Genomic DNA, 21,406 nt, shown 5'->3' on the forward strand with positions numbered 1-21,406 from the left:
GTATTAATTCTCAATTTTCTCTTGTTGAATTTGCTCAGAAGTTTTACCAAAACGACGTTCGCGACCACCAAATACTGCCAGTGCATCGTCAAATTCTTCTATGCTAAATTCAGGCCACAAGGTTTGGGTAAAATACAATTCAGCATACGCAGCTTGCCAAAGTAAAAAGTTGGACAATCTAAAATCGCCACCTGTACGAATCAACAGATCGACAGGTGGTAGGTCTGCCAGACTGACATATTGACCAAAAAGTTGTGTATCTATTTGTTCAATATCAATTTTATGCGCCACAACATCTGCTGCAATTTGTTTTGCAGCTTGTGCCATATCCCACATACCACCATAACTAATGGCAATTGTGAGTGTCATGCTGTTGAAATTAGCAGTCCTTTGTTCGGCATGCAACATTAACTCACGCAAATGCGGCGACAAACGTGAACGGTCACCAATAAAACGTAAGGCAATATTGAATTTTTCCATGCGTGGTAATTGCTCATGAATTGTGGTTTCCAGCAATTGCATGAGTAAATCCACTTCAAACTGCGGACGATTCCAGTTTTCACTCGAAAAAGCAAAAACGGTTAAAGCTTGAATGTGTTTTTTTCTACAATGTTCAACAATCGGATCAAGTACATCTTTACCAGAGCGATGTCCTTCCCCTTTTTGCATTTGATTTTTTTTTGCAAAACGATTGTTGCCATCCATAATGATGGCAACATGTTTTGGCAAAGACGCGCTGTCTTCCGATGTGGTCATTGATTAGACCTTCATCAACTCAGCTTCTTTTGCAGCAAGACGCTTGTCTACTTCTGCAACGTATTTGTCTGTGATTTTTTGGATGTCATCTGCTGCACGGCGCTCATCATCTTCAGAAATTTCTTTTTCTTTCAATAATGCTTTGATGTCGCCCAATACATCACGGCGGATGTTACGAATAGCAACTTTGGCATTTTCTGCTTCAGAACGCGCAACTTTTTGCATGTCACGACGAGTTTCTTCAGTCAATGCTGCAAGCGGTACACGAATTGCATCGGCTGTGATTGGGTTTAGACCCAAATCTGACTCACGAATTGCTTTATCAATTGCAGACACCATTGAACGCTCAAATGGCTGAACCAATAAGGTACGTGAATCTTCTACACCAATGTTGGCTACTTGGTTAAGTGGCACATCGGAACCGTAGTAAGAAACCATCACACCATTTAAAATTGATGGATGTGCACGACCTGTACGTACTTTGGCAAAACCATGTTCTAAAGACTCTAAAGTCTTGCTCATACGTTCTTCGCTGTCTTTTTTAAGATCGTTAATCATAAGATCTTCCTTACTGTATTCTAAAATTTGAGTCAAAATATAGGGTTAAATTAGACCGTAGTATAAAGAGCTTTGTGGCTCACGTACATTAGTTCGTAACGTGAGTACCTTCTTTTTCGCCCATCACTACAGAAAGCAATGCACCTGCTTTATTCATATCAAAAACTTGCAACGGCACATTGTGATCGCGGCATAAGCAGATTGCAGTTAAATCCATAACACCTAATTTTTCATCCAACACCTGGTCAAATGTAAGTGTGTCATATTTCACCGCATCTTCGTATTTGCTTGGATCTTTGTTATATACGCCATCTACTTTGGTCGCTTTTAAGATCAAGTTAGCTTCGATTTCGATACCACGTAAACATGCTGCTGTATCTGTGGTAAAGAATGGATTGCCTGTACCCGCAACGAACACACACACTTCACCTTGAGTCAGGTGACGAATCGCATCACGGCTTGAGTAAGACTCAACCACTGTACCAATAGGCAATGCAGACATTAAACGGGTTTTGATGTTACGGCGCACCAAGGCATCACGCATGGCTAAACCGTTCATCACCGTTGCCAACATACCCATTTGGTCGCCTGTTACACGGCCAACTAAGCCATCTTTTTGTAATTGGCTGCCACGGTATAAGTTACCACCACCGACAACAATACCCACTTGCACACCTAAACCGACCAAGTGTGCAATTGCCAAAGACATTTGATCGAGCACTTGCGCATCAATCCCCATGTCTTTATTACCCGCAAGTGCCTCACCCGATAGTTTCAACAAGATACGTGCATAACGTGGCTTTTTTGAATCTAACATTGTCATTACTCCAATTCTAAATTCTAAACTTTAATTTTTTACAATTTGTATGGCTTACAGCTAGCAATCCAAATCTGCAAAGCATTATGCAGATTTGACCTGAATCAGCTTGGCAAATAAGTCGTATTCATCGGCATCGGTAATTTCAACTTCAAGTAAATCACCTGCTTTAATCACGCTCTTGTCAATATCTTCTACAAAGACGTTGCCATCAATTTCTGGCGCATCTGCATAAGAACGTGCCACTGCGACTGGAAATTCTTCTTCCAAATCATCTACCAACACAGTCATGATTTGACCAATACGTTTTTGCAGTTTAGCTGCCGAAATTTCTTGCTGAACCTGCATAAAACGCTCATAGCGTTCTTGCTTGATTTCTTCTGGCACATGATCAGGTAAATCGTTTGCTGCCGCACCTTCAACAGGTGAATAAGTAAAGCAACCAACGCGGTCTAATTGCGCTTCTTTTAGCCAGTCGAGCAAAATTTGGAAATCTTCTTCTGTTTCGCCTGGAAAACCCACCACAAAGGTTGAACGAATCACCAGCTCAGGGCATTTTTCACGCCAAAGTTTTAAACGCTCCAACGTGTTTTCGCTGTGCGCAGGTCGCTTCATCAACTTTAATACTTTCGGGCTGGCATGTTGGAATGGAATATCCAAATAAGGCAAAATTTTGCCTTGTGCCATTAAATCAATTACAGCATCCACATGCGGATATGGATAGACATAGTGCAAACGCACCCAAATACCCAATTGCCCTAAGGCTTCACACATATCATAGAATTTGGTTTTAACAGGCTGACCGTTCCAAAAGTCCAATTTGTATTTGGTATCTACGCCGTAGGCAGAAGTATCTTGAGAAATTACCAATACTTCTTTTACGCCTGCACGTTTCAGTGCCGCAGCTTCTTCTAATACCGAACCCACAGGACGCGAAACTAAATCGCCACGCATGCTTGGAATGATGCAGAAAGTACAGCGATGGTTACAGCCTTCTGAAATTTTAAGATAGGCATAATGTTTAGGCGTCAAACGAATGCCTTGTTCAGGTACCAAATCAATAAATGGATTATGTTTTGGTGGCTCAGGAACATATTGATGCACCGCTTCCATCACGTCCTGATAAGCAGCTGCGCCAGTCACTTTTAATACGTTGGGATGCATTTGACGAATTTTATCTTCATCTTTACCCAAGCAACCTGTCACAATGACACGACCATTGGCATTCATGGCTTCGCCAATCGCGTCTAAGGACTCTTGTACTGCAGATTCAATAAAACCACATGTATTGACAACAACTAAGTCAGCACCTTCATAATCAGATGCGACATCATAACCTTCAGTTTTTAACTGAGTTAAAATTCGTTCGGAATCTACCAATGCCTTAGGACAACCTAAAGAAACAAAACCGACTTTGGGGGATTTCATAGAATCTGCACTCCACTAGAATGCGCGTATTGTATGACTTTTCTTTGCATAAAAATAGAGAAATAGCCGACTCTTTGCATAATGCACCAAAATACAACCATTCAGGCTGAATGATTTAAATATTGCACCATTTTAATGCATTTTTTATTTACAGTGTTTCTGTTATCCGTTATATCTTGAAAATTCAGTCCAGTTCCTGCGCATTTTTCCGATTCTTCAGTGATAAATGCACTAAAAACGAAAAGTTGGCGTGCATTTTGCTTAATTCGCCTCAATTCGATCCAAATTTGGAACATGGCTGACACATGACAATGCCCTTGCACAATATTTCATACAGGAAGCATTCACGAATGGATCAGACCCAGAGCATTGACTATCGTCTTTTGGTGGATAACCTCAGCACCGCAATTTTACTGGTTGATCGTGACCTGAATATTTTTTATTTAAACTCGTCTTGTGAAGCATTGTTTGATATCAGTTTAATTCGCGCTTCGGGGCAACCCGTTTTAAATTTGCTGCACATGCCTGATGATGAGTTCAATACGCAAGAGGCTTTCCTGAATACCATCAAAACTGGTCAACCCTACACCCGCCGTGAAGCGACCATTAATGTCAATTTTAAAGATATTCATGTCGATTACACTGCATCACAGTTAAATGCAGGCAAGCCTTATCATCCTCTTTTGCTGATTGAATTGAATCCGATTGATCGGATGCTCAAAATTTCCAAAGAAGAAAACTTTATTCAACAGCATCAAGTCGCACGTCAGCTGATTCGTGGTGTGGCACATGAAATTAAAAACCCGCTTGCAGGAATTCGTGGTGCGACACAACTGTTAGCACGAAGTTTAAATGACCCGAAATATGATGAATTTACCGACATTATTATTAGCGAGGTAGATCGTTTAAGAAACTTGGCCGATACCATGCTCGGCTCACGCCAACTACCAAGCTATGAACTGGTCAATATTCACGAACCTTTAGAACGGGTGCGCAGCCTGATCGTCAATCAAACTAAAAACAAAATAAATATTATCCGTGATTATGACCTTTCTTTACCTGAAGTCATGGCAGACCGCGATCAATTGATTCAAGTCATGCTGAATATTTGCGCCAATGCAGTACAAGCCATGACCGAACATCCCGATTTCTTTACCGAGCATCGACCTGAATTGATTTTAAGAACTCGTATTCAACGCTTGGTTACCATTAATGGTGTGCTGAATCGTTCTACCGTACGTGTTGATATTGAAGATAACGGCCCAGGCGTACCTGAAGACATTTTAGAATCCGTGTTTTATCCATTGGTGACTGGACGCGCAAACGGTACAGGACTTGGTTTGAGCATCGCACAAAATATTATGCATCAACATAACGGAATGATTGAATGCCAATCCATTCCAGGAAAAACAATATTTAGCTTATATTTACCTTGGGAGGCGAGTCATGTCGCGAAATAAAATTTGGGTGATTGATGATGACCGTGCAATGCGCTGGGTACTGGAAAAAACTTTTAGAGAAGAAGGTTTTGAAGTCACCAGTTTTGAAGAAGCACAGTCTGCACTAGATGAGTTAAACCAAGATGCACCCGATGTAATTTTGACCGATATTCGCATGCCTGGAATTGATGGTTTAACTTTTCTTGGCAAAGTCAAAGTCAGTTATCCCGACTTGCCTGTGATTATTATGACTGCGCACTCCGATTTAGAATCGGCAGTATCTAGCTATCAAACAGGTGCATTTGAATACCTACCCAAGCCTTTTGATATTGATGAAGCACTTGCTTTAGTCAATCGTGCAATTTTGCATATCACCAAACTACAACAGCAAGAATCTGCAAAATCGACAGTGCAGCCAATTCAATCGACAGAAATTATTGGTGAATCGCCTGCCATGCAGGAAGTGTTTCGTGCGATTGGTCGTTTATCGCAATCACACATTACTGTGCTCATTAATGGTGAATCAGGTACAGGCAAAGAGTTGGTGGCGCATGCACTGCATCGCCACTCACCGCGTAGCAGCAAACCATTTATTGCGCTGAATATGGCAGCCATTCCGAAAGATTTGATTGAAACCGAACTTTTTGGACATGAAAAAGGTGCATTTACAGGTGCCAATACACAACGTCAGGGACGCTTTGAACAAGCCAACGGCGGCACCTTGTTTTTAGATGAAATTGGTGATATGCCTTTTGAAACCCAAACCCGCTTATTGCGCGTCTTGGCAGATGGTGAATTTTATCGGGTTGGTGGACATATTCCTGTCAAAGTGGATGTACGGATTGTCGCAGCAACACATCAGGATTTGGAAAAACTGGTACAAGATGGACGCTTCCGTGAAGACTTATATCATCGCCTGAACGTCATTCGGATTCATATTCCTAAACTGGCGCATCGCAGTGAAGATATTCCAATGTTGGCACAGCACTTTTTGGCACGTGCAGGCAAAGAATTAGGCGTGAGTCCAAAAATATTGCGTCCTGAAACAGTCGAATATATGCAGCAATTGCCGTGGCAAGGTAACGTGCGCCAATTGGAAAACACTTGTCGCTGGCTTACCGTGATGATTACAGGACGTGAGGTCTATCCTGAAGATTTACCAACCGAACTCAAGCAAATTCCAATTGAAAAATTAGCCGAACATTCTGCGCTTCATGTGGCAGATCGGGTATCTATGCAGCATTGGGATGAATTACTTGGGCAATGGGCAGTACAAAAGTTAAAAAATGGCGAGATGAAACTTCTGGATATCGCCATTCCAATGTTTGAACGCACCTTAATTAATGCTGCACTGCAACAAACCCGTGGACGTAAACGTCATGCCGCTGAATTATTGGGTTGGGGACGTAATACTTTGACGCGAAAACTCAAAGAATTAGGAATGGACAGTGCCGATGATGAAATAGAAGAAGATATGGAGAGCTAAACGCAGAAAAAATATCTAATCCATCAAAATATAGGGAAATTCAGCTTTTGAATTTCCCTATTTTTATATCTTAGACTCTCTAAGTTAAGTGCAATTAAGCCGCGGTAAATCCAACATAGCGAGATAAACCTTGCACGCCTAAATCCGTTTTATAAATCAAATATTGCGGATAACGACTTGAAGTCAGTTCTTGCCACATATCCAACTGATCATCATGTGCATGAATTTCATCGACACTGCGTGGCATGGTTTGTTCAAATACATCTGAGGCATATTCAAAACCCAAATCCATTGCGACAAACAAAGTATGCTCGCAAGGCTGAATATATTGTTCTTCTGTCCAATCAATAACAGCATGTTGGCAATGTGGGCAAAGCAAATTTTCAGTCGCAGGCGTATTCAGTTCAATGAGTTGATATGGCATAGAGCAGCATCACCAATAGTAAAATAGATAAACATAAAATCTGTTTGCATCATAACAAGCAATTTCTATATTTTGCGCTAAGCACGGCTTATAATTATAGAAATTTTTTTAATTATACTTATGGCAACTCTAGAAAATGCAATTACACTTGCAGTACAACAACATACAGGGCAGCTAGATAAAGGCGGTCAGCCTTATATTTTGCATCCCTTACGTGTAATGTTGCAATTACAACAGCCCGATCAGCAAATTGTCGCTGTACTGCACGACATTCTTGAAGATACCCACACCACAGCACAAGACCTGCAAAATTTAGGATTTCAAACGCATATTATTCAAGCAATTCAGGCGCTCACCAAACTGCCGCATGAAACTCGTGTTCAAGCGGCTATGCGTACTGCACAAAACCCGCTTGCCTGTGCTGTAAAAATTGCAGATGTGCAAGACAACATGAATTTAACGCGGATTCCCAATCCTACAGCACGTGATTTAGCCCGTTTAGAAGAATACCGACAAGTTTTAGAGATTCTGCAAAAAGCACAGCAATAAAGCACAATTAAAGATTGACAACATGCAACGATGCCACTTTAATTTAAGTATTGTTGCATAAATGGAATTTAGTCATGCTTACAGATTTGGATGATTTTTCTTGTTTTGCCCAAGTGGTCGAACATGGTGGATTTAGTGCAGCAGAACGCGCCACCGATATTCCAAAATCCAAACTTAGCCGACGCGTACACAACCTAGAAGAACGCTTAGGTGTGCGTTTAATTCAGCGCAGCTCACGTCATTTTGCGGTCACAGAAATTGGTATGAATGTGTATCGGCATGCGCAAGTAATGATGAATGCTGCCCAAGCCGCGCACGACTTGGTCGATCACCTAAGTATTCAACCGCGTGGTGTAATTAAAGTCAGCTTACCTGTTTCAATTGCACAAAATGAAATTGCCAAAATCTTGCCTGAGTTTTTGAAAGCCTACCCTGAAATTAAAGTACAGCTAATTGTCAGCAACCGTCGTGTCGATATCGTCAACGAAGGGATCGACATTGCCCTGCGTGTCCGCTCAAATTTAGATGATGATCCAAGTTTGGTGATTCGCAAATTCAGCAACATCGAACAACATCTATTTGCCAGTCAGGCTTATTTGAATGAATTTGGCGATTTGAAAAAACCTGAAGATTTAAGTCATCATAAAATTTTAAGCATGTCGGATGAGCATTTAGATCAATACATGGTTGTGCATGATCAACAACAGCAACCGAAAAAAATTAAGGTCAACCCTACAGTCATGGGTTCAGATTTAATGATGCTAGCGCAATTGGCACGACAAAATTGTGGCATTGTGTTGTTGCCTGACACGATTGTTGAAGATTATGTTGCATCGGGTGAATTGGTTCGTGTTTTACCCGACTGGCACGCACCGCATGGTATTTTCCATGCCGTCTATCCATCACGCCGTGGTTTATTACCTGCTGTACGTGTATTTATCGACTATTTGGTCGAAAAGCTAACCATTCGTTAGCACATAGGATCTTTTGATTTCAGATACGAAACAGCAAAAAAAAAGCTTATCTAAGACAGATAAGCTTTGAAAACTACAATCTAAAATAAGAAAGCTAAAACAAAGAAACTACAGCAAGTATCTTTGACTTCAATTATAGCGATTGTTCATTTTTTAACAAATAGTTTAAAACTAAAGTCTAAGATGTTTTATCTATCAGTCTTAACCTGAAAGCATTCGTGCATTAAATTTCAGGATAACTCCCCGTACCTTCTGGCCACGGCGATAACACTTCAAAGCCTGTATCAGTCACAGCAACCATGTGTTCCCATTGTGCAGAAAGTGATTTATCTGTCGTCACCACCGTCCAGCCATCTTTCAGTTCTTTCACACGCGCTTTGCCCGCATTCACCATTGGCTCAATGGTAAATACCATGCCTTTTTTAAGCACCAAGCCTTGTCCAGGCTGACCATAATGCAGCACACTTGGTTGTTCGTGATACACCTGCCCAATACCATGTCCGCAATATTCACGCACAATGCTAAACCCTTCACGATGCGCCACACTTTGAATGGCATAGCCAATATCGCCCAAAGTCGCGCCCGGTTTCACCGCATGAATCCCTGCGCGCATCGCCTCATAAGTGGTATCGACCAGTTTTTTCGCTTCTGGTTTCACCTGACCCACATAGTACATACGACTGGTATCACCATAAAAACCATCTTTAATCACTGCCACATCAATATTAATAATGTCGCCATCTTTTAAAATGGTTTTGGATGATGGAATACCATGACAGACCACTTCATTGGGTGAAATACAGGTGGTTTTGGTATAACCGTGATAGCCCACATTGGCAGGAATGACTTTTAAGGTATTTACAATATAATCGTGACACAAATCATCTAAGTATTCTGTCGTGACTCCAGGTTTGACATGCTCACCAATCATCTGCAACACCTGAGCAGCCAAACGCCCCGAAATGCGTAATTTCTCAATATCTTGCTCTGATTTAATGCTGACTTTAAGGGCGCGCATGATGAACTCCTAACCTGAAGCCTGAGATTATAGCCCTTTCAGCTTGTAAAATCAGCTCAAGCTGCCAAACAAGTATCCATCTTCAAACGACTAACAGTTTTGTTTAAGAACTGAGCATTTAAAATACCATCCCAAACCCACACGAGATAAGCCAACTCTATTATTTGGGATCAGCATTTTTCAAAAATACATCTGACAAACAGCAAGTTATCTAATTTTTATATTGAAGATTAAAATAGCCTACAAACACATATCATAAAAAATATTCATACGACCTATAAAATAAATTATAAAATCATAGCTCGATCTACTAAAATCGCTTTCTTTTGTTTATATCTTACTTTTCTCTCCCATGACGAATTTACGCACACGGGATATTATTGCCTTGGGTTTTATGACCTTTGCGCTATTTATTGGTGCAGGTAATATTATTTTCCCACCTATCGTGGCACAACAAGCGGGCGAACACGTCTGGCTTGCTGCGCTCGGTTTTCTCATTACCGCAGTTGGCTTACCCGTGATTACCATTATGGCGTTGTCACGTGTCGAAGGTTCTATACAAATTTTAAGTTCGCCTTTAGGCAAAATCGCGAGCTTAATTTTAACAGTCGTCTGTTATTTAGCGGTTGGCCCGCTTTTCGCCACACCACGTACCGCTACCGTATCTTATGAAATTGGTTTCTCTGCCTATTTTGGCGATTCCGCGAGCACCTTATTCATTTATAGCGCCATCTATTTTGCCTTGGTGATGTTAGTTTCACTGTATCCACACAAAATTTTAGATACAGTGGGCTATGTACTTTCCCCGCTTAAAATTCTGTCATTACTAATTTTAGGCATCACTGCATTTATTATTCCGACAGGTACAATTTCACCTGCCATTCACAATTATGTGAACAGTCCTGTATCTGAAGGCTTTATTAACGGTTATCTCACTATGGATACCTTAGGTGCATTGGTATTCGGGATTGTGATTATTAATGCGATTCGTTCACGTGGCGTAACTGATAAAAAACTCATCACCCGCTATGCGGTATGGGCAAGTTTAATTTCAGGGATCGGTTTAACTTTAGTTTATCTAAGCCTATTTAAACTGGGGATGGGCAGTCACGATGTTGCCGCCAATGCCAGTAATGGTGCAGTCATTTTACATGCCTATGTGCAACATGCTTTTGGCGGATTTGGCTCGGTATTTTTAGCTGCAATGATTTTTATTGCCTGCATGGTTACGGCAATTGGACTGACATGCGCATGTGCTGGATATTTTGAGCAAATTACTAAAATTCATTATCGCCGTTGGGTATTTATTTTAGTGGGCTTTGCCTTTGTTATTTCCAATCTTGGACTCACCAAACTCATTGCAGTTTCAGTGCCTATTTTAAGCGCGATTTATCCACCTGCAATTGTGGTCATTCTACTCAGCTTTTTCTGGGGATTATTCCGTATTCCAACCCGCGTGATTGCACCTACTGCCGCAGTTGCATTGCTCTTTGGCATCATTGATGCAATGAAGGCCGCAGACTTAGCTAGATTCTTGCCAACCACACTGACCAATTTTCCCCTGAGTGAACAAAACCTCGCTTGGTTGATTCCTGCATTACTGATTTTTGTATTCGCTACAATTCATGATCGAATGAAAAAATAGCCAGTACGGACTTCGAGCTCGGCTATTTTTTCAAGTCATGCTCTATTTTCGAGCTGTATTGTATTAAAGTCGTGTTTTATCCAAATACGAATTTAAGTTAGACAATAATTGTCAGGTTTTACCCAAACCCGCACTTATTGTTTCTTGTGCTAAAACTGCCTCTTTTTAAGGCAATTTATCAGTCATGATAATAGCAACCCAAATAATTATTTGGTATAAATAAACAAATGAAATTAAAATATTTTCAATAAAAAACTAAAACAAAATAAATCATTCACCCATTTTAAGCAGAGCTCAAATTAACGCTAAAGTCGTATAGTCGCCCTCAAAATTAGCTGGCATAAAATATGCAAGTACGATTGAAATCGTATTTAAATGGCTTAAAAAACACACTACTTTTTATTATTTTGTAAATAAATGATAACAAATAGTAGTATTTCATATGAAAATGATGTTTTTTATCAAAATATGACTATAAGGGCTTGAAATAGTTTGCTAAACAAGGTAGAACAATAAAACCAATCTGACTAAAATGCTCTGATTTTAGTGATTTATAACAAGGAGGGATGGAGATGTTTTCACATTTCAATACGCAAGTCTTCATTAACGCTCTGAAGGCTAACCAAAATCTAGTTACTTTTTTAAGCACCACTTTTGCACTGATGCTGACCCTATTGCTCCAAGGCTCAATTCAAGGCAACTTGAAACCAACCTATTTTTTATATGCCTTATTGGTATGTATAGCCTTTGCGATTTGGACATCCATTGACCAAAAGTTTCGTGAACATAAAAACGTAGAAGTTCATTAATCTTACCCTAGCACCCACTCATTTTAGCTTTTTCGCTTTCACTTTGCGGCAGATGGATCACTCCTCTGCCGCCAAACTCAAAAAGTAGATTCTAATCATCATTCCTGATCTACAGCAAAAATCTCAAAATCTTCTACGGGCTACCAAGAAAAAATTAAACTGAGCAATTAGAATTACAACAATCCATAGATTGCGCCAAGCAATAACACACTAGTCCCACCCAATTCAGCCACAATCAATAACAGCATCGCCAAACTCATGCACCAACTTGGCAATGTCCATGCTGCAATTTGATGCGGTTGTTTAAATTGATTAGTGGTATCTTTAAGCAATCCATGCAAGATATAACTCAGAATAGAAAAGCTAAAAAATACTAAATTTAGAATCACACAAATTAAAATTACAGTGGCATCCCAAATACAAAAATAAGCCAAGACCGCTAAAATTAAACTTGCAGGTGCATATAACAAACTACTGCGATGTGCGATATCCACATAATAATGAGCACGCGCTTGGGCAGAAGCACGAATTTGCCAATATTTCCACACGCCTGTAATCATCCCCACCCACAAAAATATTCCACTGAAAATAATCGCAAGGCGCACTGCCAAAGATAAACTTTCCATGTTTAACACTCTTTTATTTTTCGTGTGGCTATTTAACTACACTCGCAGACTACTAAGCTTGACTTTAGAGTCAGAATAAATACAAGTTTCTTTTTGGAACTCGTGTAAAGTAACTTTATTCTCATCATCCTTAAAACATTATGAGCACATTTGAAAGCTTAAATATTATATGTGCAGATGGTTATGCCCTCGCTGCCCGTTATTATCCAAATCAATATACACAAGCACAGCGTCTACCCGTCTTGATTTGTCCCGCGACAGGCATTACCAAGAATTTTTATCACGCTTTTGCCACATGGCTAAATGAACAAGGCTATGCTGTGCTGTGTTTTGATTTTCGTGGTATTGGTGATTCGTTACACGAACCATTGAAACAATGTGAAGCCAGTATTGTTGATTGGGGGCAGTTAGATATTCCTGCAGCAGTAAATACTTTGCTGCAAAAAACGCAAGCTGAACAAGTGGTTTTATTGGGACACAGCGCAGGCGGACAATTACTGGGGATTAATCCTGAATATCATAAAGTGGCAAAAGTCGTAGCTGTTTCAGGCTCTACAGGCCACACAAAAGGTTTAAAAGGTCGTACTCGCCTACTTGCCCCTGTGATGTTTAAAGTTATTTTTCCACTTGCCAGAATCACACATGGTTATGGCCCAACCAATGCAATTGGCATGGGCGAAAACCTACCTAAAAATGTGGCCCAACAATGGGCACAATTTTGCAGCAAACCCGGCTATGTCATCAATGCTATAGGCAAAACAGTTTCACAGCATTATCACGATAAAATTCGTTGCCCGATTACTGCTATTTGGAGTTCGGATGATGAGATTGCCACCGAAGCCAATGTGAAAGATTTACTCCGTCTCTATCCCCATGCATCGACTAATATGATTGAACTTAAACCAAAGCGTTATCAGCATAAAGCCATTGGGCATATGGCGATGTTTAAAAAGTCACATCGAAATTTATGGAATGTGATTGAAAATCAATTGGCAGTTTAATTTTTAGTGGCGAAGTCACATACAAATTAAACATTTGTTTTAGTTTCTCGCTTTTTCTTTTCCCTGTTTAAGCAACCAAATTTGTAATCCTGTTTGGTTGTTTCTTTTTTTCTATTCCATGCCACATTTCATGTTCAGCTTTTAAAATCCAGACTTATCGCTGATACACATTTTCAGGATGAAACATCACAATCTTTTTATTACACCATAAAAAAGCTCCACCATTTCGGTAGAGCTTTTTGAGTGATTTAATTCAAAGCTTAGTAATTAGCGTAAGCGAATCATCACAGTTTTAATACGGTTACCATCAAGTTCTGTCACTTCAAAGTGCACACCTTGATAATCCAACTGCGTGCCGACCTGAACTTCACCTTGGGTTTTATCTAAAATCAAACCTGCAACGCTAATGTAGCCTGCATCTTCTTCAATCAGATCCATCATACCCAGTTCAAGTTCAAGCTGGTATAAATCCAGCATACCTGTTGCTTTCCATTCGTTTTCATTGGTTTTAACCAAATCTAACTGTTCGTCTGCATCAGGGAATTCACCTGCAATCGCTTCAAACACATCAAGCGGTGAAATCAAACCTTGAACATTACCAAACTCATCGCTGACTAAAACCAAAGAACCTTTAGAGGTACGTAACGTATTGATCGCATCAATCACTTTCATTTTTTCAAAAATGTAAATTGGACGCTGACGTTTAATTAAAGCTTTAAGCTCTTCTTCTTCGTCCAATACATCTAACAACTCTTTGGCACGTACAATACTAATGACTTTATCTAAACTACCACGACACACTGGGAATAAGCTGTGTGGTACAGATAGAATCTGTTCGCGGATTTGTTCAGGTGAATCTTCAATATCGACCCATGAAATTTGGCTACGTGGCGTCATAATTGATGCGACTGAACGCTCTGCCAAGGTCAAGACACCACCAATCATGTAGCGTTCTTCATCTGCAAACGCTTCTTGCGCTTCGTTATGCAAATCAGGGCTACTGGTTTCAACTCGCCCCCCCATCAATTTTAAAATTGAATCTGCAGTACGGTGACGTAACGGAATTTTTGCTTCATGTTTTGCAACATTGCGCTGACCAAATTGGTTAAACGCTTCAATAGCAATCGCAACACCAATACCCGAATAGATATAACCTTTAGGGATATGGAAGCCAAAACCTTCTGCAATCAAGCTGATACCAATTAATAGTAAGAAGCTTAAACACAAAATCACCACTGTTGGATGACGGTTCACAAAAGCAGTTAATGGCTTAGATGCAAGTAACATCACCAACATTGCAACCACCATGGCAACCATCATCACATAGATGTTGTCGACCATGCCAATTGCGGTAATGACTGAGTCTAAAGAGAAAACTGCATCTAGAACAACAATTTGTGCTACAACTGCGGCAAAACTTGCATAAACCACATTGGTCGTGACTTTGACTTCGGGTTTGCCTTCCATCTTCTCATGCAACTCTCCTACCGCCTTATAGACGAGGAACAAACCGCCACCCAAGAGAATGAGGTCACGCCCTGAAAAGGTTTTTTCAAATAAGGTAATTAACGGTTCGGTTAAAGTAACCAACCAAGAGATTGCAAATAACAATCCTAAACGCATAAACAACGCTAAAGATAAGCCAATCACACGGGCTTTATCACGCTGTTCTGGGGGTAATTTTTCTGCAAGAATTGCAATAAAGACTAGGTTATCAATACCTAATACGATTTCTAGAATAATAAGTGTAATTAAACCAACCCATATTCCCGGATCTAATAAAAACTCCATTAGTTCATAGCTCCGAGATAGTTAGCAGAAATCGAAATATAAAGTAGACCTGCGCACGGCGACGGATCCATAAAAGTAACCTTTTTAGCAATAGATAGCTTAATTATGCACAATCTTGAACATTTGTAATTAAATTTTTAATTTTTTTGAATAAAACTAAACAGTACGATCTATAAGATGGTTTTTACTTTATTTTTCACATTCTTAATTTTTTTAGAGCGATGACAGCCAAACAAAAGCCGTGAGAATGGATTAAAAATGTCAAATGAATTGTAATGTATTTTTAGACGCATTAGTCATAGATTACAACTGTAAGCCAACCCACACTTTAATCTAAACTTAAAATATTGATAAAAAACAACTATTGTTAAAAGATTAGACCAAAGCTTATAATTTTTTTGCAAAATTCAACGCAATAACCCGCACTTTTACCTAAAAGCCAAGTGTACAAATGTATTTTTTTAACTAAAATGCAGCCTAAGTTGATGGTTAAATTGATAATTCAACTTATAAAACCAGATAACTCACTACTAATCCAAACTAAAACAATTCTATAGGATTAATTGATATGACACATGAATATGGATTGAACTTAAACAAATGCCTACGCGCTTGGAAAAATAGCCATTTCAAAGCCAGCTTCTAAATCGAGATTCATCATATTTCGTCAGATTTCAACCAAATTTTAGCCACTGAAAGCATCTTGCTAAGCACATGAGTTTTCACATAAAATGTGAAATATCAAAAATACAATTAAAACAATGCAGGGAATATGCAATGTCCAAGAAATATTCAAAATTTCTACCATCCGCCGACCAATATGATATTGAACAATTTCCGTATTATTGGGTCACACAAGTACATGCTCAATATGTACAGAATGTCGATCAGGCACTTAAAAAGTATGGTTTAGATAATTCTCGCCGTCGTATTTTATTGGCATTAAGGTCAAAAGCACATGCGAGTGTGTCTGATTTGTCAGACATGGTGGTGTCAAAAATGTCAACTACAACTAAAATTGTTTATCGTTTAAAAGATGAAGGTTTGGTTGAAACTTATTCTTGTGATGATGATGCGCGTATCACTCGTGTCGTGCTTACTGAAAAAGGTAATGAGATGACCAACAAAATTAATGATCTGACTAGCGTTGTTTTAGAGCAGTCATTTGATGGTTTAACTCCACTACAAATTGAAAAAATGATGGAAAGTTTACGTCATATTTTTAATAATTTAGCACGCTAAACATCACGTTATTGTTCCACATCTGTTCTTATCCTATATAAGCACAAGATGTACTTAAAGATCGAAAAAATTGAGCTGGGGGCTTACTTTTTCGATCTTTGCTTTTGGTACATGTGAACACTCAAACTCGTCTACAGGAAAGCCCTGCACAAAGCTGTGTATGTTCGGTGTTTTCAAACTTAGCCATTCATCTAAACGTGCATGTGGAATAACAATAACAGAACGTTTGACTGGCCCAGGCTCATGAAATTCCTTCATCATCGCGTGATCAATTGCGTCCATGGTAATCATACTCGCAGAACGGACAATTTCTTCCGTGCCTTGCCCATCCTTTAAACGGCAAATTTCATACAGTGCTGCAATAAAAAAGGCCTGTCCATCTTTACGACGTACACCCCAACGCTGCGGTTTACTGTCTATATATTTGGATTCATAAAATTCTGACACAACAATCGCGCCAAATTTACACTAATAAGCAGCTTCACTAAAACTTGGTTTTTCTAATAAAGTTTCGTTACGGCAATTATAGGTTTTTTGCGCAATACTTCTGTCTTCCGCCCATTTGGGAATCAAGCCAAAATTCACCGAGCGCCACTCTAAACCTTGTTCAGACTTAAACAATAGTGGCACACTCGAATTTGGATACGCTTCTTCAGCATATTCAAACGGAATTTCAGGCAGACCTAATGCAGATAATTGCGCTATGCTTATTGGTTTAAAATTGGCACACATATACAAATTGGATGATTAGACACACGCACTATATTATGCGTTTTGATCATGAACAGTAAGTGCGCACCCACGCATTCCTTCTTACTCAAACAAAACGCAGGACAAATAATTACCGTTAAGCTGGCAATGTCAGCCAATGCGTGCGGGTAAATTCTTCAAATATCCAGCGCCCATTAAAACGACCTAAGCCTGAGTTTTTCTCACCACCAAACGGTGCATTGGCATGATCGGCCACGGTAATACCATTAATATGTGTCATTCCAACATCAAACTGTGCTGCAAATTCTGCACCGCGTTCTACATTTGTAGTGCATACAGCAGCAGATAAACCATAGCGTGTATCGTTCGCTAACTGTAAGGCATGTGCGGTATCTGCTGCTTTGAGAATCGGTAAAATAGGTCCAAAACTTTCATTTTGTACAATTTCTGAATCGGCAGCGACATTCACAAAAACATGTGGTGCAACTAAGTTCCCCGTAACCCCGCCCGCATAAACCAATTCTGCACCCTGCGCCTGTGCTTTTTGAATAATATGCTGATGCTTTTTCACCTGTTCTGCATTAATAATTGGCCCAATCAAGGTGTCATTTTTATTCGGATCACCTACTACTAATTGCGACACACTTGCTAACAATTTTTCAAGATAGGCTGCATAAATAGACTGATCGACAATGACCCGATTGGTACTCATGCAAATTTGACCTTGATGCAAAAAGCGCCCCATCACAGTTAGTTCTACGGCCAAATCTATATCTGCATCATCCAAAATGACTAAAGGTGCATTGCCACCGAGTTCTAAGGCGACACGTTTTAAATGCTCACCCGCAACGGCCAGTTGCCCTACATGCTGTCCAACTTCTGTAGAGCCTGTAAATGAAATCATTTTAGGAGTTACATGCTCAACAAAGTAATCACCAATTTCACGACTCGCACCCGCCACCACATTGAGTACGCCTGCAGGCAAGTCTGCTTCTTCGAACAGTTTACCGAGTATAGTTCCACCTGTGACTGGCGTATCACTGGCAGGTTTGAGCACTACACTATTACCACAAGCAATCGCTGTAACCACTGAACGCATAGACAAATGGAAAGGGAAATTCCACGGACTGATCACAGCAATAACACCCAAAGGTTTACGCAAAACAACACTACGGACTTTCGGATCTTTGCTTTCCAGTTGCGTCGTGGTCATTTGCTCGGGAAATTGTGCAGCTTCTTGAATAATCCCTAAAGCAGCATCGACTTCGATATTGGCTTTTAAACGGGTACTGCCCGACTCATCAATCAGCCACTGGATAATTTCTTCGCGTCGTTGCTGAATGACTTGCTCTAAGTTCTTAATGATGTATTGACGCAGACTTGTGGATTGAATCAATTGTTCATCAAAAGCTTTTTGCGCTGTACTATAGGCACTATCAACATCTACCACGCTGGCGCCCTGCATCTCAAAAATTGTAGTTTGATGATATGGATTCAAGTTTGGAATGGTTTTAGTAGATGTCCCAACCGACCACTTGCCGCCAATAAATTGTTGATTCAAATCTTGATATGCTGGCATGTATTTGTCCTTGCGCTACTTTTTATATATGACTTTCACTCTACTCCGCAGCTTGATGTTTTTCTAGCAGCAAGTACATCCTGTAACTATTCAGCTGCAAAATTTTCAAAAAACCATAAGCAAAATACAGGCAACAAAAAAGCCTCCGAAGAGGCTCATTTGTTTGTATTACACAATCAGTAAATCAAATCCTAAAGGATTAATCACCTGTATAACCTTTTAACTTTAAACGCGCTGCGTGTAAAAGTGGCTCTGTGTAACCAGAAGGTTGCTCGCCACCTTTGAAGATCAAGTCAGATGCAGCTTGGAATGCAATGTTATTAGCAAAGTCGTTAGACATAGGCGTGTATAGTGGATCATCAGCATTTTGTTGATCTACAATTTTCGCCATGCGCTGCATTACTTCTTCAACCTGTTCACGCGTTACAATTCCGTGACGTAACCAGTTGGCAACGTGCTGAGAAGAAATACGTAAAGTTGCACGGTCTTCCATCAGGCCCACATCATTGATGTCTGGAACTTTAGAACAACCTACACCCAGATCAACCCAACGAACGACATAACCCAAGATACCTTGGCAGTTATTTTCCAGTTCTTTTAGTTTCTCTTCTTCAGACCAGTTGGTATCAGTTGCAAGAGGTGGAGTTAACAAATCATCTAAAGGCAATGCTTCAGTTGCAAGCAATTCTTGCTGACGGTTTGCTACATTAATTTGATGGTAGTGAATCGCGTGAATCACTGCACCTGTTGGAGACGGAACCCATGCACAGCTTGCGCCTGCTTCAGGATGTTCAGTCTTGGTTTTGTACATGTCTAACAGCATGTCTGGTTTTGGCCACATGCCTTTACCAATCTGTGCTTTACCACGTAGACCTGTTTGTAGACCTACCATGACGTTACGGTTTTCGTAAGCTGGGAACCATTTTTGGCCTTTGATTTCGCCTTTACGAACAAATGGACCTGCTTCCATGAAGGTATGGATTTCATCACCTGTACGATCCATGAAACCGGTGTTAATAAAGATGGTACGGTCTTTCGCCTGAGCAATACAGTTTTTCAGGTTAACAGAGGTACGACGCTCTTCATCCATGATACCGATTTTCAGGGTTTTAGCAGGTAAGCCAAGCGCTTGTTCAGCACGTTCAAACAGCTCAACCGCAAATGCTACTTCTTCTGGACCGTGCATTTTTGGCTTAACGATATACATAGAACCAGTACGTGAGTTCTTGATCGTGTTCTCACCACGGATATCAGCCACAGAAAGCAATGGAGTGACCAATGCATCCATGATGCCTTCATAAATTTCTTCGCCATCTACAAGGATCGCCGGGTTTGTCATCAAGTGACCCACGTTACGAAGCAGCATCAATGAACGGCCATGAACCTTGGTCTCACCGCCTTCAACATTTTTGAAGGTGCGGTCAGCATTTAGTTTACGGGTAATGGTCTTGCCATTTTTCTCGATAGACTCTTCAAGCGTACCTTTCATCAAGCCTAACCAGTTACGGTAGCCTTCAACTTTTTCTTCAGCATCAACTGCTGCAACAGAGTCTTCCAAGTCTTGAATCGTCGTTACAGCCGCTTCAAGCACAACATCTTTCACGCCAGCTGCATCTGTCTGTCCAATTGGGCTGTTTGCATCAATCTGGATGACTGCGTGCAGGCCGTTATTTTTCAGTACGATTTCAGTTGGTGCAGAAGCTTCGCCATTGTAACCAACGAATTTAGAGCTATCCGCAACAGTTGTTGTAGAACCATCTTTTAGGCGAACAACAAGTTTGTTTGCTTCTACAGCATATTGAGTCGCGTCGGCATGTGAACCTTGCGCCAATGGGAAAGTTTCATTTAAGAAGTTTTTCGCGAATGCAATTACTTTTTCACCACGAACTGGGTTGTAGCCTTTACCTTTTTCTGCGCCATTTTCTTCAGAAATAACGTCAAAACCGTAAAGTGCGTCATATAACGAACCCCAACGTGCGTTTGCTGCGTTCAAGCAATAACGTGCGTTACGTACAGGTACTACGAGCTGTGGACCAGCCAATAATGCGATTTCTTCATCAACATTTTCGGTGGTAATTTGAAAATCTTCTACTTCTGGTAATAAGTAGCCAATTTCAGTCAAGAAAGCTTTGTAAGCTTCTAATTCAAATGTATTATTGCGGTGCCATTCATCAATTTTAGCCTGAAGCTCATCACGCTTTGCGAGTAATGTTTTGTTCTTAGGGCTAAGATCGACAACGACTTGCTCAAAGTTTTTCCAGTATGTATCACTGTCCAAACCAGAACCTGGTAATGCTTCATTTTCGATGAAATCGTAAAGTTCTTTAGCAATCGCTAACTTGCCTTTTTGAATACGTGCAGTCATTGTCTTTCCTGATATTGCTACTTTTTATACAAGAGATTCTAGTATACTGATTTATATTTAGCTGAATAGTATTATCACATTTCAAAATAACGATCATTTATTACAAGATGAATGACAACAATCATCATAAATCCTGATCAGAAACACGACACTATTACTCATCTAAATACACTTTTACAGTGTATAAA

The 21,406-nt window shown here is 40.1% G+C and carries 18 protein-coding genes and 1 pseudogene; 8 read left to right on the forward strand and 11 right to left on the reverse strand.

Annotated features, from left to right (window positions below; genetic code table 11):
* Positions 1-3: 3 nt before the first annotated feature.
* The 4 genes from uppS to rimO all read right to left on the reverse strand — a co-directional run bounded on the left by uppS (position 4) and on the right by rimO (position 3,559).
* Entirely contained in the window at positions 4-756 is a 753-nt protein-coding gene (gene uppS, locus FTU92_RS10565; protein ID WP_004976709.1) for a polyprenyl diphosphate synthase, read from the reverse strand.
* Positions 757-759: 3 nt separating this feature from the next.
* Positions 760-1,314 carry a ribosome recycling factor gene (gene frr / locus FTU92_RS10570; RefSeq protein WP_004976711.1) on the reverse strand — a complete coding sequence of 185 codons (555 nt, stop codon included), beginning with the start codon at positions 1,312-1,314 and terminating at the stop codon, positions 760-762.
* A gap of 88 nt (positions 1,315-1,402) precedes the next feature.
* Positions 1,403-2,131, reverse strand: coding sequence for a UMP kinase (gene pyrH / locus FTU92_RS10575; protein WP_004976712.1), 729 nt, complete (start codon positions 2,129-2,131; stop codon positions 1,403-1,405).
* An 84-nt stretch (positions 2,132-2,215) separates the two neighbouring features.
* On the reverse strand, positions 2,216-3,559 hold the full coding sequence (gene rimO / locus FTU92_RS10580) for a 30S ribosomal protein S12 methylthiotransferase RimO (protein ID WP_180096222.1): 1,344 nt from the start codon (positions 3,557-3,559) through the stop codon (positions 2,216-2,218).
* Between the two features lie 350 nt (positions 3,560-3,909).
* Here rimO and glnL point away from each other — a divergent pair, with 350 nt between their 5' ends.
* Both glnL and glnG read left to right on the forward strand, forming a co-directional pair.
* Positions 3,910-5,019 (forward strand): nitrogen regulation protein NR(II), encoded by a 1,110-nt coding sequence (glnL, locus tag FTU92_RS10585; RefSeq protein ID WP_004976718.1) that lies wholly within the window; start codon positions 3,910-3,912, stop codon positions 5,017-5,019.
* The gene (gene glnG / locus FTU92_RS10590; protein ID WP_096901419.1) at positions 5,006-6,484 is read left to right on the forward strand and encodes a nitrogen regulation protein NR(I); all 1,479 of its coding nucleotides are present in this window, start codon (positions 5,006-5,008) and stop codon (positions 6,482-6,484) included. The genes glnL and glnG overlap by 14 nt, the downstream gene beginning before the upstream one ends.
* Before the next feature lie 94 nt (positions 6,485-6,578).
* Here glnG and FTU92_RS10595 read toward each other — a convergent pair whose 3' ends face one another.
* A complete protein-coding gene (locus FTU92_RS10595; RefSeq protein ID WP_180096224.1) occupies positions 6,579-6,908 on the reverse strand; it encodes a hypothetical protein in 330 nt (109 codons plus the stop codon).
* Between the two features lie 120 nt (positions 6,909-7,028).
* On the opposite strand from FTU92_RS10595, the gene FTU92_RS10600 reads away from it, so the two are divergent.
* Together FTU92_RS10600 and FTU92_RS10605 are read left to right on the forward strand one after the other, a co-directional pair.
* Complete coding sequence (locus tag FTU92_RS10600) at positions 7,029-7,457, forward strand: HD domain-containing protein (RefSeq protein ID WP_004976725.1); 429 nt, start codon at positions 7,029-7,031, stop codon at positions 7,455-7,457.
* Positions 7,458-7,531: 74 nt separating this feature from the next.
* The gene (locus tag FTU92_RS10605; protein ID WP_180096226.1) at positions 7,532-8,431 is read left to right on the forward strand and encodes a LysR substrate-binding domain-containing protein; all 900 of its coding nucleotides are present in this window, start codon (positions 7,532-7,534) and stop codon (positions 8,429-8,431) included.
* Between the two features lie 223 nt (positions 8,432-8,654).
* Here FTU92_RS10605 and map read toward each other — a convergent pair whose 3' ends face one another.
* Positions 8,655-9,449 carry a type I methionyl aminopeptidase gene (gene map, locus FTU92_RS10610; RefSeq protein WP_004976729.1) on the reverse strand — a complete coding sequence of 265 codons (795 nt, stop codon included), beginning with the start codon at positions 9,447-9,449 and terminating at the stop codon, positions 8,655-8,657.
* 352 nt (positions 9,450-9,801) lie between these two features.
* Here map and brnQ point away from each other — a divergent pair, with 352 nt between their 5' ends.
* Both brnQ and FTU92_RS10620 read left to right on the forward strand, forming a co-directional pair.
* On the forward strand, positions 9,802-11,094 hold the full coding sequence (brnQ, locus tag FTU92_RS10615) for a branched-chain amino acid transport system II carrier protein (RefSeq protein WP_154320787.1): 1,293 nt from the start codon (positions 9,802-9,804) through the stop codon (positions 11,092-11,094).
* 572 nt (positions 11,095-11,666) lie between these two features.
* Complete coding sequence (locus FTU92_RS10620) at positions 11,667-11,903, forward strand: hypothetical protein (protein WP_004976747.1); 237 nt, start codon at positions 11,667-11,669, stop codon at positions 11,901-11,903.
* Between the two features lie 173 nt (positions 11,904-12,076).
* Here the strand turns inward: FTU92_RS10620 and FTU92_RS10625 are convergent, their stop codons facing one another.
* Complete coding sequence (locus FTU92_RS10625) at positions 12,077-12,529, reverse strand: hypothetical protein (RefSeq protein WP_180096228.1); 453 nt, start codon at positions 12,527-12,529, stop codon at positions 12,077-12,079.
* Positions 12,530-12,669: 140 nt separating this feature from the next.
* On the opposite strand from FTU92_RS10625, the gene FTU92_RS10630 reads away from it, so the two are divergent.
* Entirely contained in the window at positions 12,670-13,530 is an 861-nt protein-coding gene (locus FTU92_RS10630; RefSeq protein WP_104851904.1) for an alpha/beta fold hydrolase, read from the forward strand.
* A 267-nt stretch (positions 13,531-13,797) separates the two neighbouring features.
* Here FTU92_RS10630 and FTU92_RS10635 read toward each other — a convergent pair whose 3' ends face one another.
* The gene (locus FTU92_RS10635; protein ID WP_004976753.1) at positions 13,798-15,321 is read right to left on the reverse strand and encodes a TerC family protein; all 1,524 of its coding nucleotides are present in this window, start codon (positions 15,319-15,321) and stop codon (positions 13,798-13,800) included.
* 777 nt (positions 15,322-16,098) lie between these two features.
* Here FTU92_RS10635 and FTU92_RS10640 point away from each other — a divergent pair.
* A complete protein-coding gene (locus tag FTU92_RS10640) occupies positions 16,099-16,563 on the forward strand; it encodes a MarR family winged helix-turn-helix transcriptional regulator (RefSeq protein ID WP_004976754.1) in 465 nt (154 codons plus the stop codon).
* A 54-nt stretch (positions 16,564-16,617) separates the two neighbouring features.
* On the opposite strand, the pseudogene FTU92_RS10645 reads toward FTU92_RS10640, so the two are convergent.
* The 3 genes and pseudogenes from FTU92_RS10645 to FTU92_RS10655 all read right to left on the reverse strand — a co-directional run bounded on the left by FTU92_RS10645 (position 16,618) and on the right by FTU92_RS10655 (position 21,218).
* Positions 16,618-17,295: pseudogene (locus FTU92_RS10645) on the reverse strand (SOS response-associated peptidase family protein).
* A 115-nt stretch (positions 17,296-17,410) separates the two neighbouring features.
* Complete coding sequence (locus FTU92_RS10650) at positions 17,411-18,853, reverse strand: aldehyde dehydrogenase family protein (RefSeq protein WP_131261472.1); 1,443 nt, start codon at positions 18,851-18,853, stop codon at positions 17,411-17,413.
* Positions 18,854-19,052: 199 nt separating this feature from the next.
* Positions 19,053-21,218 (reverse strand): malate synthase G, encoded by a 2,166-nt coding sequence (locus tag FTU92_RS10655; protein WP_004976757.1) that lies wholly within the window; start codon positions 21,216-21,218, stop codon positions 19,053-19,055.
* Between the last annotated feature and the right edge of the window lie 188 nt (positions 21,219-21,406).

The organism is Acinetobacter sp. YH12205 (assembly GCF_013418125.1).
Taxonomy (GTDB): Bacteria; Pseudomonadota; Gammaproteobacteria; order Pseudomonadales; family Moraxellaceae; genus Acinetobacter; species Acinetobacter towneri.

Coding starts and splice junctions, on each gene's coding strand:
- uppS (WP_004976709.1), bottom strand. CDS start 756: ATGACCACATCGGAAGACAGCGCGTCTTTGCCAAAACATGTTGCCATC.
- frr (WP_004976711.1), bottom strand. CDS start 1,314: ATGATTAACGATCTTAAAAAAGACAGCGAAGAACGTATGAGCAAGACT.
- pyrH (WP_004976712.1), bottom strand. CDS start 2,131: ATGTTAGATTCAAAAAAGCCACGTTATGCACGTATCTTGTTGAAACTA.
- rimO (WP_180096222.1), bottom strand. CDS start 3,559: ATGAAATCCCCCAAAGTCGGTTTTGTTTCTTTAGGTTGTCCTAAGGCA.
- glnL (WP_004976718.1), top strand. CDS start 3,910: ATGGATCAGACCCAGAGCATTGACTATCGTCTTTTGGTGGATAACCTC.
- glnG (WP_096901419.1), top strand. CDS start 5,006: ATGTCGCGAAATAAAATTTGGGTGATTGATGATGACCGTGCAATGCGC.
- FTU92_RS10595 (WP_180096224.1), bottom strand. CDS start 6,908: ATGCCATATCAACTCATTGAACTGAATACGCCTGCGACTGAAAATTTG.
- FTU92_RS10600 (WP_004976725.1), top strand. CDS start 7,029: ATGGCAACTCTAGAAAATGCAATTACACTTGCAGTACAACAACATACA.
- FTU92_RS10605 (WP_180096226.1), top strand. CDS start 7,532: ATGCTTACAGATTTGGATGATTTTTCTTGTTTTGCCCAAGTGGTCGAA.
- map (WP_004976729.1), bottom strand. CDS start 9,449: ATGCGCGCCCTTAAAGTCAGCATTAAATCAGAGCAAGATATTGAGAAA.
- brnQ (WP_154320787.1), top strand. CDS start 9,802: ATGACGAATTTACGCACACGGGATATTATTGCCTTGGGTTTTATGACC.
- FTU92_RS10620 (WP_004976747.1), top strand. CDS start 11,667: ATGTTTTCACATTTCAATACGCAAGTCTTCATTAACGCTCTGAAGGCT.
- FTU92_RS10625 (WP_180096228.1), bottom strand. CDS start 12,529: ATGGAAAGTTTATCTTTGGCAGTGCGCCTTGCGATTATTTTCAGTGGA.
- FTU92_RS10630 (WP_104851904.1), top strand. CDS start 12,670: ATGAGCACATTTGAAAGCTTAAATATTATATGTGCAGATGGTTATGCC.
- FTU92_RS10635 (WP_004976753.1), bottom strand. CDS start 15,321: ATGGAGTTTTTATTAGATCCGGGAATATGGGTTGGTTTAATTACACTT.
- FTU92_RS10640 (WP_004976754.1), top strand. CDS start 16,099: ATGTCCAAGAAATATTCAAAATTTCTACCATCCGCCGACCAATATGAT.
- FTU92_RS10650 (WP_131261472.1), bottom strand. CDS start 18,853: ATGCCAGCATATCAAGATTTGAATCAACAATTTATTGGCGGCAAGTGG.
- FTU92_RS10655 (WP_004976757.1), bottom strand. CDS start 21,218: ATGACTGCACGTATTCAAAAAGGCAAGTTAGCGATTGCTAAAGAACTT.